Consider the following 14585-nt stretch of genomic DNA (forward strand, 5'->3'; position numbering starts at 1 on the left):
CTTTCATTAATTTTTAATAAAATAAAATTATTTTATTAATTATAATATAATAATGTAATATCTTTGTAACATATTTTATAAATTTCAATATTTTATAAAATTACTAAATTTATCTAAATCTTCTAAATCTATTTTTGACAAATACTTTTTAAAAGTTCTAATATCAAACTCTTTAGGGATACCATATAACTTTTCTAACATTTTTGAGCTTTTTACTAGCGGAGTTTCGGCTAGTTGAAGCTCTTTTTTGTTGTTTACAGAAAGTTCTAACATTAATTTTCTTGTTATATATGCCTTTCATTCATTATTGGACTTAATATAGCTTGTATAGTAGCTTCCTGCTAGTTCTAACATTATTAGGGTCTTCCTTTCAAAATCACTATTATTGAGGTTCTCTTTTAGCTCTTCTATATCTTTTATTTCATTTTCTATTTGATTATTTTTAGATAAATATATTTCATGTTTTATCTTTTCATCAAGATGTAAGTCTAAAAGCTTATTTTGTCTATTCTTTAGATTTACTATTTTTTGTTTTAAATCATCTTTTTCAATTCAATAATTTCAATTTTCTTTTTTTATTAAATCTAAAATAATATTTTTATCTATATCTTTTAATTTTTTACTATCTACTTCAATTTGTTTTATTTTATTTCAAATTTTTTGAAAAAGTAAATTTTCATTAATTGAGATTTTATGATTACTTCTGTATTGATGAGAATAATAGGTAATATCTTTCTTAATATAACTAGTTAAATTCATTCAAGAGGGGTCTTTAATAAATCATTTTAAATGATATTCTCACGGTTGTCTTTTTAGAATGGTTGTTTTCTTTTCATGTACTCACTTTCAAATATCATTAGCTTGGTCATATATTAGTTTTGTAATTATAGGTTGATGACTTCAAGTTATATCTTTTCCTTTCCACTTAAAAACACCATAATAAAACTTCATACCTACTAATCTTTGAATTCTACTTGAATCATAATTAAACTTGATTTTTTTAGAATACTTCTCTTTTAATACTCTAGCTATAGTCGTAAATGCTTTTCACTCAATCCTTAGGTTATATATCTCTTTTACTAATTTTGCTTCTTTCTTATCAAGTATAATATCTTTATGTCATTTTCTAATAGTAATATTTTTATATCAATATGGAGCTTTTCCTAAAAATCTTCAAGTGTTTCTTATGCATGATTCCATTTTATCTTTAGTATCTTTTCCCCTATCTTCATTATCCATCTTAGATAATGATAAATCTAGTTGTAATAGGAACTTATCTCTTGAATTATCAGATTTATATTCTCTTGAAGTTCATAAAATTCAAGCTATTTGATTTTTATCTAGTAAATCAATTATTCTTGATGTATCTAAATTGTTTCTAGAAAGTCTTTTTGGTTCATCTATTATTATATAATCTACTTTTCAAGATTTACATATTTTTATCAATTCATTAAATCAGTTTCTCGTTCATTCTGTTTTAGCACTTCTGCTCTCTCAAATTTCTTTATATGTTTCAAGTCATTTTAAAGTAGCCACTCTTCTACAATTTTCTAATTGATGTTCTAATGAATTAGCTTGTTTATCATCTCTATCTGTAGATTTTCTATAATAAATTATTGCTTTCATATCTTTATGTATTAAAAAATAAATCAAAATTTTCTACTAGTCATTCCCAAAATTGCACTCTTAATTCAAATATTTCTTCTATTTTTTCATCTGAGTAGCTAGGATAAAGTTTTTTAAACTCATCCTTATGCTCTAGAAAATTTAGCATAAATATAATGAGTTAAAAAATATTAATTTTTTATTTTCTAAATTAATGTTTTTAAAGGAATTGCCCAAAATTGGTATTCTTCAATTTTAAATGGTAGAACTTTATCCCCGCCATAAAATACTATACCTTTAAAATTTTTATTTTTAATTGTCTTAGCTATTGCAAGAAGACCTTTAAAATGCTCACTTTTAATATTTGAACCTGATTTTATTTCTAAGGCTACTATATCTCCTGAACTTGATTCCAGTACAAAATCAACTTCTTTTTTTTGTTGATCTCTAAAGTGATATATTTCTACTTCTTCATTAGCAAATGATTGATGTTTAATAAGCTCACTATAAACAAAGGTTTCTACTAAATTTCCTAAGTGTTCATTTTTACCTATCATAGATGATTCAACACTTGCATTAAGTAAAAAACTTGCAAGTCCTGAATCAATAAAATGGACTTTTGGACTTTTAGTTACCTTTTTAAGTGTATTATTTGAATAAGAAGGTACTAGTTTTATAATATATAATGCTTCAAGTAAACCTATATATTTTGCAACAGTTTTATCTGCAATTCCAATACTCTTAGCAATATTTGAATAATTTACAAGTGAAGCTACTTGCCCTGCTAAAACTTTTAGAAGTTTTGATAAATGAGAGATAGTATCTACTTGTACATTTTCAATACTTGCTATATCTTTTGTTATTCTAGCTTTTATATAAAAATCATACCATGCTTTTTTGGCTTTTTGTGGTAAGTTGTAAACTTCAGGATAACCACCATTAATTACAGCATTTATAAATTCTTCTTTACTTATACTCTCAAAGTTTATATCAAACTTATTAAAGTTATCACTAAATAACTTATCAATGATATTTATATCTCTAGAATTAATTTCACTATATGATAAAGGAAATAGATTAAAACTAACCATTCTTCCAGCTAATGATTCTTTTATTTTTGAATTTTTAAACATATCAGAAGAACCAGTAAGTAAAAACATACCTTTTCTATTTTCTTCATCAACACTCATTTTTATTGGAGGTATAATATCAGGTATCATTTGAACTTCATCAATAGCAACATTTTCATCTTTTGAAATATAATCTATAAAACCTTTAGGGTCAGAACTTGCTGTATCAAAAATTGTAGCTTCATCAAAAGTATAATACTTCATATTTTTATTCTTCGCTATTTTCTTTTGCAAAGTTGTTTTACCTGATTGTCTAGGGCCATTAATAGCTACTATTCTAAAAGATTCTAACATTTCTACTATTGTGGATTCTAATTTTCTATGTACCATCTTTTCTCCTTCTTACGAAATAAATATACTAACTTTACGAATTTTACAAGTAAGTATTACGAAATTTATATTGGTATATTACGAAGTTTATACTTAAAAGCAAATTTTTTAATCTAATTGTATAATCCATTAACAAACTCTTTTCCACTATCTGGCATTAATTTTGCATATCTTAAAGTCATTTCAATTGTACGGTGATTCATTAATTTTTGTACAGTAAAAATAGGTGTTCCATTAATAGCTAGATGAGAAGCAAAAGTATGTCTTAAAGTATGAATAACTACTCTATTTTTTGCATCTTTACTATCTAATCCTTTATTAAAATTCTTATCAAGAATTATTTTTAATTTTCTTTGTATTGTTGTAGTTGGATATTTATTTTCTAAACCTCCAATTACATAATCATTAATCCCTAATCCTCTTATATGTTTTTTTAATAATTGTTTAAAATCATCACTTATAAAACCTCTGTAATTACTTTTGTTTTTAAAATCTTTTAAGACAACAGTATTATTCATAATATCAATATTCTTTTTTTGAATATTGAGTACAGTCTCTAATCTTCCACCAGTATTTAATGCTAAGTTAACAAATAAAGATAAAACTACATCATGATTTACTTCTTCTAGTAAAATTTGAATTTCATCAGTATTTAAAAACCTTTCTCTATCATTATCCATATTTAGTTTTCTTAAACCAAAGCAAGGATTATTAAGAGTCATTTCTTTCTCTTTTATTGCATAGTTAATAATTGCATTTAATAAAATTACAATTCCATTAACTGTATTATTTGCTTTACCTTCTTTAAGTATTTTATTTCTAAACTCAGTAATATCACTCTTCTTTAATAACTTAATATTTGTATTACCAAAAATAGGTTCTATATGAGTTGTATATTTAGATTTTTGTCTTTTGTTTTGAGTTACATCTAAATCTTTATCATTAAAATACAATTCAGATAAATAGTTAATTGTGATTATTTGTTCTTTTTTGTGTTTTAAAGGTAGTTCTTCACCTAGACGAATTTTATTAATTAACTCATCTCTTTTTTGTTTACAAAATGGTTCAGTTATACCTTTTGATTTGTCACCAACTTTAATTCTAACAGATTTTCCGTATTCATTTTTATATCTAATGTAGTAAGAAATATCTTTATTTTTTTTATGATATAATTGTATTCCATCATATCTTTTTGAGTTAATATATCCCATATAAATCCTTCATTTTTAGTCACCTATTAGACACCCTCTTTGGTAAAATAAGCTATTTTTTGATTTAATATGATAACATAGATTTTCACTGTAAGTACGTGTAGTAAGTCATTTGAGAGGTTTTGATGACATTTAAAGAAGTATGATAAAGACCCGGATATGATCCCGGACATCCCAGTATATAATCCTTTCAAATCTAAAGTTTAATGTTACTTTCTATGTTACTTGATTTTAAAAAGTAACAGGAATTTAAATAAGGACTTAAAATTATGCCTAAAATACCAATGAAATGGTGGAGTGAGTATATTTTATCGTTGAAGAATTAATATCATATACTTGACTTTAATAAAATTATGTTCTACAATAGAGTACAAATATATTCTATAGTAGAACATACGTTCTAAATAAGAGTATGTAATTAAGGAATATTTATGTTAGAAGTATTATTTGGAAGTAAAAATGCAGAAAGAGTATTGCAATATCTTTTGTCAAAAGAATCAGGATATATTAGAGAGATTGCACAATTTTATGAAGTTAGTCCATCTGTTATAAAAAAGCAATTAGATAAATTTGAACTTGCAAATATTATTGTAGGTAAAAATTTAGCCAATATTAGAATGTATGAGTTAAATAAAAGATATGCCTTTTATGAAGAATTAGTTGCTCTATTAAAAAAAGCTCGTTCTACCTATTCAGATGAAGAAAGAATGAAACTTATTAGAAAAAAAAGAACAAGACCAAGAGCAAATAATAAACCTTTAATAATGAGAAATAAAAATGAAAAATAATCCATTAGATACGTTATTAACTTTAGAAGAAACAGCATCTTATGTATATACTAAATTAAAAGATAAAAATATTGATGTTGTTTTATCGGGTGGTTCATGTATGGAAATATATACAAAATCTAACTTTTCATCTTTGGACATAGATTTTATTCCAAATCCATCTGTTACTTCAAAATAAATTGAAGAAACAATGCTTGAACTTGGATTTGAAAAGACTGAATCAAGGTATTATAAATATCATAATAATCCAAACTACATTGAGTTTCCAACTGGTCCAGTTACACTAGGAAACGATTTAACAAAAGAATTTGCTCAATTAAAAACTCATGTTGGAACATTAACTCTACTTACTCCAACTGATTGTATAAAAGATAGATTATGTACATTAGTTTATCATGGTGGAGAAGAGTGTTTTAATCATGCAATTGCAGTAGCGCATTTAAATATTATAGATAAAGAAGATCTTTTTAATTGGGCAAAAAATGAAGATGATGAATATTATCCAAAAATGGATTCATTTTTTAGAAAACATATAAAATAAGATATCAATATATTTTATACTCAATTAAAAGTTTAGGGAACTTTTTAAGGGTCTTTTTATAAATAGTAATCTCAAAAGCCTTTATATTAACAAACTTAAATCTCCGGACACCCAATATACAATCTAATCTTTTAATTTCAACCTCAAATAAACTTTATACTTTAATTTATCTAATTTAATAGACAATTCTTCAATATCATTGGCTTCTAATATTTCTTGCATTTTCTTATAATTTCTTATTTTTTCATCAGTAATATCAACTATTAATAAATCTTTACTTGTAAAAGATTTACTATTAACAGTATCAATCATTTCTTGTATACTTTCTTTATTAACTTTTTTATATAACTTCCCATTTCTATGGTAAACTTTATCAAAATATCCTTGTTCTTCAAAGCTCATAATATTTATCCTCAAATTTAAACTATTAATATATTATCTAAAAATTTCTCATATTATAATCAAATCAATTTACAAATTATGATAAAATACAAAATAATTTAGGAGTAATAATGATAAATAAAACTAAAAAAGAGATATATGATTTTAGCTCAAATATTAAAACTAGTAAAAACAGTGATGAACTTTTAAACTATATCAATTATAGCTTTTATTCAAGTATCAAATTGCTAATAAGTATTTCAAAGGTATTTTCTATTTATTGGAAAGTAGTTTTACCTATAATTATCACAATTTCTATATTAACTCTATTGTCACTTGTTGAAAAGTTTCCTTCTATTTTAAGCACTGAAGTTTCTTTTGCTATTTTAGCTTTTTTAATAGCTTTTAAATTTTATTATATTTCTAGTTCAAAAAAATATTTTATTCATTGTATTGAAGAGATTAAAAAAACTTTCTAGACTAGTTTTCATTTCCTTCGATAATATTATAAGATAAGCTCGAAACTACACCGTCTTCGACGATATAAGATATTTCAATTGGTCTGCAACAAACCTCACAATCATCAATTAATGTTGTGTATTCATAAACACCAGTATCAACCAAAACTGTAACAGCTTGTAAGCAATAAGGGCATTGTATATTCATTTCTTCCATGATTATTCCTTTTATTCGTTTATTTTTATAATATCATTTTTAATTAAAAGCATTTTTATAACACTTCCAACTGAACGATATTCTAAATTTGCATACTCTTCAAGCTGCTTTTTTTGACTTGGAGTTAGGGCTATTGTTAAAGATGCATTCGATTGTTCTTTTTTAACTTTACTTCCAAGAGGACGTCCTGCTTTTTGTTTTTGTAAATCTTTATGTGTAAAATTCTCTTTACTTTGTGTATTTTTTAAATTATCAAACTTTGCTCTTGCCATAATAACTCCTAATAAATTCTATTATTCTAAATACTCTTCTATTTTCTTTACAAAATCTTTCATAATTCCGCTTATTTTCCTGTATGTGTGTTTTCTTAAGCCTGAACTATTTGCAAATTCGATTATACTAACACCTTCATTTTCAACTGTTTGTAAAGCTCTTGTATGTGGTATTACGAAAAAATCAATCTCATCTTGTGTATTTTCTTTTATGAAACTTATTGATTCTTCAACATCTTTATCATTTAAAACTGCATTCACTACAAATAACACAGGTACATTTTGAGTTTTTACTCTGTTATAACTTTTTAGTGTAGTTCCAAGAGAATTAATAGTTGGGTTAAAGGGAATGATAATCAAATCAGCACTTTTAGATATCTCATCTAATCTTAAATCATCAAAACCACCAAAATCATAAATAACATCACCCTCTTTTATTTCAGGTACTTTTTCATTTAGTTCAACTTTATAAACAATATCATCACCTAATGTATCATTTAACATTCCATATGGATCTAATTCGATTATAGTTGTATCAAAATAAAGTGCTAATTGAGTTGCAAGCATTGACTTTCCAACTCCACCTTTTTGATTATATATAATTATTTGCATTTATATACCTTGTAATATAATATTTTATAGTATATTACAATTATTTCTCTTGTTTTTAATTTAAATAAAATTAATATATTTAGATATAATTTATTACAAGGTAATTAAATATATTAAATTATAAAATTGATATAATAATAAATATTTAAAAAAGGATATAAAATCGCAAATTTTGAATTAAAAACACCCTATTTAGCAGCAGATGGAATAATTAAGCTCTATAATACTAAAGAAGAATTTCAAGGAATAGTTTTAATACAAAGATTAAATGAACCAAAAGGAATAGCAATTCCTGGTGGCTTTGTAGATGTAGGTGAAAGTGTAGAAGATGCAGCAATACGAGAAATGAAAGAAGAAGTAACTTTAGATGTGAGTATTGAAAAACTTCAAGGTGTTTATTCAAACCCAAAAAGAGATAAAAGATTTCATTGCGCATCATGCGTTTTTGTATGTAAAGCTTATGGAACACCAAAAGCAGCTGATGATGCAAAAGAAGTTTATATCTATCCTATAAAAGATATTCCTTATGAAAAACTAGTTTTTGATCATGCAGAAATTTTAAGAGATTTTGTTAAGAACTTTAATACAAAAAAATAAGTGCTTTTTAAGCACATTATAATAAAATATGAAACTTTTAAAAAAGGATACAATATTGGAACCACAATATGAAAAAATCATAGTATTAGTTATAGTACTTTTAGCAGGTTTTGTAACTTGGAAAATGGTAAAAGATTTTTATATTACAAAAATGCATAAAGTAATTGCACACTTAATAGCAGTTGCAACTTCATCGTTTATGTTATTATCAACGATGTTTTTATTTATGCCAAAGAACTATCAAAGAGGAACAGGTCCAGAAGTAGAACTAAGCTTCATGTCTGTTATTACTGTATTCGTGATGGTTGCAGTACTTTATGTATTTTTCAAATACGCACCTCAAAGCACAAAAAAGAAATAGACTTTAAGTCTTTTCTTTTTTTAAATCACTAAATGATATCAATTATTATTAACTTTATTATTAATACTTGCAGATAAAATATAATGATAACTACAATCAATATAAGCTAACTTTTAACTTTCTTTCATTATTATTCCACACAAATAAATGACTTCTCCTAAGAATTCAAATATAAAAAGGAAAAATAAATGAAAAAACAATTAAGTATTATTACAAGCGCGGTAATTTTATCAACTAGTTTTGCATATGCAGAATCTGAAAATGTAAATGAAGCTTTCAAAAATGGAAGTGTATCAGGTGATTTATCAGCGTACACTCAACAAGTTGATGATGGAACATCTAAATCAGGATTTTCATCTGCAACATTTGGTTTAAATTATGAAACAGGTAGTGTAAATGGATTTTCTGCACAAGCTGGATTTAGAGCAAATCATGAATTATCAAGTAAAAATGATGGTGACTATAATGGTGAGTTTGCAAATAATGCATTAATGACATTAGCTAATATTAAATACTCAAATAATATTGCAACTATAATTGCAGGTAGACAAGAGATAGATTTAGAATGGATTGGTGATTACAATGATGCACTTTTAGCAAAACTAACACCAATGGATAACCTTGAAATAACAGCAGCTTTTGCAAGAAGACAAGCAGCGGCTGGTGTTGATGAAAGTACAGATTTTGAAAAAATCGGAGAAGATGGTGTATATTTAATTGATGCGAAATTTGAAGCATTAAAAGGTTTAGTACTAAACCCTTACTTTTATGAAGCAAAAGATGTAGCTTCTTACTATGGTTTAAAAGCTACTTTTGATAATGATATGTTTGGACTTACAGGACATTATGCACAGAGTAATGAAGACGATAATTCAATAAAAGATGCTTCTATTTATAATCTAGAAGCTAGAACATCAGTAGCAAATCTTGACTTAGCTCTTGGATATATTAAAACAGATGAAGATATTTCTTCAATTGCAACAGCTGGAGATAATATTGACCCTACGGAAGAAATTGGTGACTCTGTATATGCAACAGATTCAAAAACTATATATGCAAGTGCAGGATATACAATTGCAGATATTGAATTATCAGCAGGATATGCTCAAGCTAAATATTCAAATAATAAAGATAAAGAGTTTGTTGTTGGTGCAGGGTATAGTTTTGTAGAAAATTTATCTGCTGAAGTTTTATATGTTGATTATGAAATTGCAGATGTTGATCAATCAAAGGTTGCTGCAACACTTACATACGAATTTTAATAAATACTAATTAATTACATTCTAAAAGGGAAAAGGCTTTTGTCTTTTCCCTTTTTTTATATCTTTTTATTTAAATGATAATTACTATCAGTATTAATAAAAGATTAAGCTTTATTATATATAATACTAATAACAATTATCAATATAAGGATTGAATTATGAATGAATTAGTAATCAAAAATAAAAAAGACCTAGTGAAACCTACAGGTTGTACTTGTATGTGGGGAAAATAAAATGAGTGTATTAATTATAGGAGGAGATCAAATCTCTTCAATTTCAACAATGCTTAAAGGTCTTGGTGCCCAAACAATCAATCATTGGGATGCAAGAAAAAAGTCTTCAGCTCCAAAAAAGAAAGTACCACAAGATACTGACTGTATTTTAATGCTTACATCATTTTTAAATCATAATACAATGCTTAAATATAAAAATGAAGCTAAAAAGAAAAATATTCCTTTTATCTGTGCAAAAAGATCAGTTTCATGTGTATATGAAGAGTATGTAAAAATCATGGGAATTGAAAATTGTGATCAATGTTATGCCAATTGTAAAGGAAAAAAATAATGGACTTTACTAATTTCGTAGGATTTGATGGGAAAAAAGAGCTATTACCATGTGGCTTTGATACTTTTGATTCTGAAGTAAAATTAAGACAACTATTTTTACACCTTAGTAATTTTGTTTTAAATTCAATATGTCATTTTAATAAATATGAACAAAAAAACTTTGCAAAAATTCCTTTAAAGAATGCATTTGAATCAAAAATTAAAAGCTTATTGCCTTTACACAAATTAAATAGATTAAATAACTTTGATAAAAATAGAAAATTCAATCTTTGTTCAAGTTCAACAAGAATCATAAATAACTATTACAATCCAAAAACAAGTCAAAGATTAATAGTAAATAGTAAAAAACTAATACCAGCAGCAAAGTTAATATCACACTGTTTTATAAACAATAAGATGCAGTTATTAATGGATAAAAATCTTTTATTTCATGAATTTGTTCTTGAAAAACTAAGAAAACTACATAAAGACAAAGAAGTTTTAGACTTAGGTGATTCAATTTCAATAAAACAAAAAGATGTTTGTGCACTTAAAATATATACATCATGGAAAAATATTCAAAGAAAAGATCCAAATATTGAAAAAGAAGTTAATCATGCAATAAACGTTATAAAAGAAGGAGATTACAATCAAGTATATTTAATTTATCCAAAAGATAATGATTTTACTAGACATATACCAGTTTATGTAGAAGAATTAAAATATAAAACATATCAAATAAAAGCAATACCTTATTCTTTAAGGTCAATTATAAGAAAAAATATATAGGAGTTAAAAATGTCAACAGCCTTATTTTATGCAAGTAGTACAGGAAATTCAGAAGAGATTGCAGATAAAATTGCAAGTGAACTTGGAGGGATTGAAATTTTTGATCTAAGTTCTTCTAGTGTTGAAAAAATCAATGAATATGATAAAGTGATTTTAGGTGGTTCAACATGGGGTGATGGTGAATTAAATGATGATTGGGATGAAGCTTGGGATTCATTTAAAACGCTTGATTTAACAGATAAAACAATAGCATTATTTGGTTTAGGTGATCAAGATGGTTATCCTGATGAATTTTGTAGTGCTTTAGGAATTATTTATGAACAAGTAAGTACTAGTGGTGCTAAAATTGTAGGTTTTACATCGACTGATGGTTATGATTTTGATGATTCAAAAGCTGTAATAGATGGAAAATTTGTAGGTTTAGTTATTGATGAAGATAATCAAGATGATTTGACTGATGAAAGAATTTCATCATGGGCTGAAAATATCAAAGCTGATATTCTATAAAAATATATTAAGAGGTCAAACTCTTAATATATTATTGACAATCTGAACATACACCATATAGTTGCATTGAGTGACTTGTAATTTTAAACTTATTCTTCTTAGCAATTCTTTCTTGTCTTTTTTCTATTTCATCATCTAAAAATTCAATAATTTTACCACACTCTGTACAAATTAAGTGATCATGATGAGATTTTGCATTACTTTCATATTTTTTACCATCTGTTCCAAAGTTAATAGATGTGATTAAATCAACTTCTTCAAGAAAACTAAGTGCTCTATATACTGTAGCAATACCAATATTTGAGTTGTTATCTTGTGATTTTATTTCGTTATAAACTTCTTCAGCTGTTAAATGGTCTTCTGCGTGAATTAATATATTTAATACGATTTCTCTTTGTTCTGTATATTTAAGACCTTTTTGCTTAACAATCTTTTTTAGTTCTTCAATTGCCTCTTCTGTGCTAATCATATAAATGTGCCTCTTAATAGTTATCTAATTTGAAAATAGTATAGCTAAAGTTTTTTTAAAACACAACAGCAATTATTATCCCTTGACAATAATCCTTATAATAATAGTTGATATCAATCAAGTATTAGTAATCTTAATTTCGTTATAATAATCATTATTAATTTTACAAAGGTAAACAATGACTCTAGATAAACTAAATATCGGAGAAAGTGCAATAATAAAAGCAGTAAACTGCGAAAATGCACTTAAGAATAGATTCTATTCTTTTGGAATGGTAAAAGGTTCAAAAGTATATATAGAAGAAGTGACTTTAACAAAAAGTACAATGGAGATAAGAATCAATACAACTAAAGTTGCAATTAGATTATCAGAAGCTAAAAAAATCGAGATAGAAAATGAACAATAAAGTAATAAAAGTTGCATTAGTTGGACAGCCTAATGTTGGTAAATCAATGCTTATTAACTCTATATCAAATGCGAGATTAAGAGTTGGAAACTTTTCAGGTGTAACAGTTACAAAAGAAGAAGTATTTTTAGATTACAAAGGTTATAAAATCGAAATTACTGATTTACCGGGTGCTTATTCTTTAAATGACTATACACTAGAAGAAAAAGTTACAAAAGAGTTTTTGGATAATTCTCCTTATGACATAATATTAAATGTATTAGACTCAACAAATCTAGAAAGAAATCTTTACTTAACATCAGAATTATTAGCATTAGATAAAAAAATGATTATTGCATTAAATATGATTGATGAAGCACAAAAAGAATCAATACAAATTGATGAGAAGCAATTAGGTAAAATTCTTGGAAAACCTTGTTTTAAAACTAGTGCTGCAAAGAATATTGGTATTAATGAACTAGTTGAAGCAATTGTAAAAAAGTTTGAAGATCAAAAACTTCCAACAAAATTAATATTTTCAGATGTAATTGAAGAAGAAATTGAAAATATTTCAAATTTATTTAAAGATACTGGATTTAAAACACATTGTACTTTTAGAGAACTAGCACTCAAACTTTTAAAAGAAGATAAGCAAACCTATAAAATGTTCCATGATGAACCAATATGGGTTAAGTTACAACCTATTTTAAATCATGCTTTTGAACATATGTATATTCACTATAATACTAAAAATATAGAAGATATATTTAATGATGAAAAATTTGCTTTTGCAAAAGGTGCAGTTACAGAAACAACTAAGCAAAAAATTTCAACTGCAAAAACACTAACTGAAAAAATTGATTCAATTTTAATTCATAAAATATTTGGTATTCCAATTTTTCTTTTCCTAATGTGGGGAATATTTCAATTAACTTTTGTACTTGGAAATATTCCTATGGATATGATTGACTCATTTTTTGCAAGTTTAATTGATGCAACAAAACAAGTCCTAGGAGATAATCAAATTTCATCCATGATTGCAGATGGTGCAATAGCAGGTGTAGGTGCAGTTATTTTATTTGTGCCAAATATTGTGATTTTATTCTTTGGTATTACCTTGCTTGAAACAACTGGATATATGAGTAGAGTAGCCTTTTTATTAGATGGATTTTTCCATAAATTTGGACTTCATGGAAAGTCATTTATTCCTTTAGTTACAGGTTTTGGATGTTCAGTTCCAGCTTACATGGCAGCACGTACTTTAAAAAATGAAAAAGATAGATTACTTACATTATTTATTATTGGATTTATGTCTTGTGGTGCAAGATTACCTATTTATGTACTTTTTACTGGTGCTTTTTTCTCACCTGAAAATGCTGGAAATATAATATTTCTAATATATATTTCTGGTGCAATTTTAGGATTAATTGCAGCTAAGGTATTAAAAATTGTAGTATTTAAAAGTGAAGATGAACCTTTTGTAATGGAAATGCCAAAATATAGAATGCCTTCAACAAAACTAATATGGCATACCGTTTCAAACCAAGCTTATATGTATTTAAAGAAAGCTGGAACATATATTTTAGCAGCTTCAATATTAATCTGGTTTGCTTCAAACTATCCTAAATATCCATTAATTGAAGATGAATATTCAGTAAAAATCGAGCAAGCTGTAAGTGAAGAAGAACAGCAATATTTATCAGATAAACTTGCTTTATATAATTTAGAGAATTCATATTTAGGTATTATTGGTAAATTTTCAGAGCCACTTTTTGCACCTTTAGGATATGATTGGAAAATGACGATAGCCTTAGAAACTGGTCTTGCTGCAAAAGAAATCGTTGTTTCTACGCTAGGTATCTTATATGGTTTAGGGGAAGAAAATGATGAAAATTCAAAAGGACTTATTGAGAAGATAAGAAATAATATACCTTTTGCATCAGCAGTATCATTTATAGTATTTGTAATGATTTACTTACCTTGTTTAGCTGCATCAATGGTATTTGCGAAAGAAGCTGGAGGATGGAAATATTTAGTTTATTTATTCGTATTTACAACTATAACAGCTTGGGTATTAGCATTTGTAGCATATAATATTACGAAGTTAATTGTATAAGATTTAATC

General features: G+C 25.8%; 21 protein-coding genes. 12 read left to right on the forward strand and 9 right to left on the reverse strand.

Translation table 11 applies throughout. The annotated features are described in order from the left end of the window. Positions 1–84: 84 nt before the first annotated feature. The 4 genes from LPB137_RS10960 to LPB137_RS10970 form a co-directional block, all read right to left on the reverse strand. A complete protein-coding gene (locus LPB137_RS10960; protein ID WP_076087969.1) occupies positions 85–273 on the reverse strand; it encodes a hypothetical protein in 189 nt (62 codons plus the stop codon). A 1245-nt stretch (positions 274–1518) separates the two neighbouring features. Further along, positions 1519–1626, reverse strand: coding sequence for a recombinase family protein (locus LPB137_RS14655; protein ID WP_228144665.1), 108 nt, complete (start codon positions 1624–1626; stop codon positions 1519–1521). 185 nt (positions 1627–1811) lie between these two features. Further along, the gene (locus tag LPB137_RS10965) at positions 1812–3065 is read right to left on the reverse strand and encodes an ATP-binding protein (RefSeq protein ID WP_076087971.1); all 1254 of its coding nucleotides are present in this window, start codon (positions 3063–3065) and stop codon (positions 1812–1814) included. A 113-nt stretch (positions 3066–3178) separates the two neighbouring features. Further along, on the reverse strand, positions 3179–4276 hold the full coding sequence (locus tag LPB137_RS10970; RefSeq protein ID WP_076087973.1) for a tyrosine-type recombinase/integrase: 1098 nt from the start codon (positions 4274–4276) through the stop codon (positions 3179–3181). A 431-nt stretch (positions 4277–4707) separates the two neighbouring features. On the opposite strand from LPB137_RS10970, the gene LPB137_RS10975 reads away from it, so the two are divergent. The 3 genes from LPB137_RS10975 to LPB137_RS10985 are packed head-to-tail and all read left to right on the forward strand — an operon-like array spanning position 4708 to position 5605. Further along, complete coding sequence (locus tag LPB137_RS10975) at positions 4708–5064, forward strand: hypothetical protein (RefSeq protein ID WP_076087975.1); 357 nt, start codon at positions 4708–4710, stop codon at positions 5062–5064. Next, positions 5054–5242, forward strand: a complete 189-nt coding sequence (locus LPB137_RS10980) for a hypothetical protein (RefSeq protein ID WP_076087977.1) — start codon at positions 5054–5056, stop codon at positions 5240–5242. Before LPB137_RS10975 ends, LPB137_RS10980 begins: the two co-directional genes overlap by 11 nt. Before the next feature lie 12 nt (positions 5243–5254). Further along, positions 5255–5605: a hypothetical protein gene (locus LPB137_RS10985; protein ID WP_076087979.1), complete on the forward strand. Its 351-nt coding sequence runs from the start codon at positions 5255–5257 to the stop codon at positions 5603–5605. 123 nt (positions 5606–5728) lie between these two features. On the opposite strand, the gene LPB137_RS10990 is transcribed toward LPB137_RS10985, so the two are convergent. Beyond that, entirely contained in the window at positions 5729–6007 is a 279-nt protein-coding gene (locus tag LPB137_RS10990; RefSeq protein WP_076087981.1) for a hypothetical protein, read from the reverse strand. A 110-nt stretch (positions 6008–6117) separates the two neighbouring features. Here LPB137_RS10990 and LPB137_RS10995 point away from each other — a divergent pair, with 110 nt between their 5' ends. Then, a complete protein-coding gene (locus tag LPB137_RS10995) occupies positions 6118–6465 on the forward strand; it encodes a hypothetical protein (protein ID WP_076087983.1) in 348 nt (115 codons plus the stop codon). Position 6466: 1 nt separating this feature from the next. On the opposite strand, the gene LPB137_RS11000 is transcribed toward LPB137_RS10995, so the two are convergent. Genes LPB137_RS11000 through LPB137_RS11010 form a run of 3 tightly spaced genes read right to left on the reverse strand, consistent with a single transcriptional unit; the run spans position 6467 to position 7545 of the window. Then, positions 6467–6652 (reverse strand): zinc ribbon domain-containing protein, encoded by a 186-nt coding sequence (locus LPB137_RS11000; protein WP_228144666.1) that lies wholly within the window; start codon positions 6650–6652, stop codon positions 6467–6469. Between the two features lie 20 nt (positions 6653–6672). Next, positions 6673–6933 carry a hypothetical protein gene (locus LPB137_RS11005; protein WP_076087987.1) on the reverse strand — a complete coding sequence of 87 codons (261 nt, stop codon included), beginning with the start codon at positions 6931–6933 and terminating at the stop codon, positions 6673–6675. Positions 6934–6954: 21 nt separating this feature from the next. Beyond that, complete coding sequence (locus tag LPB137_RS11010; protein WP_076087990.1) at positions 6955–7545, reverse strand: ParA family protein; 591 nt, start codon at positions 7543–7545, stop codon at positions 6955–6957. Between the two features lie 207 nt (positions 7546–7752). Between LPB137_RS11010 and LPB137_RS11015 the strand changes: the two genes are divergently transcribed. The 6 genes from LPB137_RS11015 to LPB137_RS11040 all read left to right on the forward strand — a co-directional run bounded on the left by LPB137_RS11015 (position 7753) and on the right by LPB137_RS11040 (position 11606). Beyond that, a complete protein-coding gene (locus tag LPB137_RS11015; protein WP_265936471.1) occupies positions 7753–8142 on the forward strand; it encodes an NUDIX hydrolase in 390 nt (129 codons plus the stop codon). Positions 8143–8197: 55 nt separating this feature from the next. After that, entirely contained in the window at positions 8198–8503 is a 306-nt protein-coding gene (locus LPB137_RS11020; protein ID WP_076087994.1) for a hypothetical protein, read from the forward strand. A gap of 188 nt (positions 8504–8691) precedes the next feature. Continuing rightward, positions 8692–9765 carry an Opr family porin gene (locus tag LPB137_RS11025; RefSeq protein WP_076087996.1) on the forward strand — a complete coding sequence of 358 codons (1074 nt, stop codon included), beginning with the start codon at positions 8692–8694 and terminating at the stop codon, positions 9763–9765. Positions 9766–9999: 234 nt separating this feature from the next. Then, positions 10000–10329, forward strand: coding sequence for a DUF2325 domain-containing protein (locus LPB137_RS11030; protein ID WP_076087998.1), 330 nt, complete (start codon positions 10000–10002; stop codon positions 10327–10329). Next, positions 10329–11099, forward strand: coding sequence for a hypothetical protein (locus LPB137_RS11035; protein WP_076088000.1), 771 nt, complete (start codon positions 10329–10331; stop codon positions 11097–11099). Before LPB137_RS11030 ends, LPB137_RS11035 begins: the two co-directional genes overlap by 1 nt. 9 nt (positions 11100–11108) lie before the next feature. Next, entirely contained in the window at positions 11109–11606 is a 498-nt protein-coding gene (locus tag LPB137_RS11040; RefSeq protein ID WP_076088002.1) for a flavodoxin, read from the forward strand. Positions 11607–11637: 31 nt separating this feature from the next. Here LPB137_RS11040 and LPB137_RS11045 read toward each other — a convergent pair whose 3' ends face one another. Continuing rightward, positions 11638–12075, reverse strand: coding sequence for a Fur family transcriptional regulator (locus LPB137_RS11045; protein ID WP_076088004.1), 438 nt, complete (start codon positions 12073–12075; stop codon positions 11638–11640). 178 nt (positions 12076–12253) lie between these two features. On the opposite strand from LPB137_RS11045, the gene LPB137_RS11050 reads away from it, so the two are divergent. Both LPB137_RS11050 and feoB read left to right on the forward strand, forming a co-directional pair. Further along, positions 12254–12481: a FeoA family protein gene (locus LPB137_RS11050; protein WP_076088006.1), complete on the forward strand. Its 228-nt coding sequence runs from the start codon at positions 12254–12256 to the stop codon at positions 12479–12481. Beyond that, a complete protein-coding gene (feoB, locus tag LPB137_RS11055) occupies positions 12471–14576 on the forward strand; it encodes a ferrous iron transport protein B (protein WP_076088008.1) in 2106 nt (701 codons plus the stop codon). Before LPB137_RS11050 ends, feoB begins: the two co-directional genes overlap by 11 nt. Positions 14577–14585 lie beyond the last annotated feature (9 nt).

The sequence above is a fragment of the Poseidonibacter parvus genome, assembly GCF_001956695.1.
In the GTDB taxonomy this organism is placed as follows: Bacteria; Campylobacterota; Campylobacteria; order Campylobacterales; family Arcobacteraceae; genus Poseidonibacter; species Poseidonibacter parvus.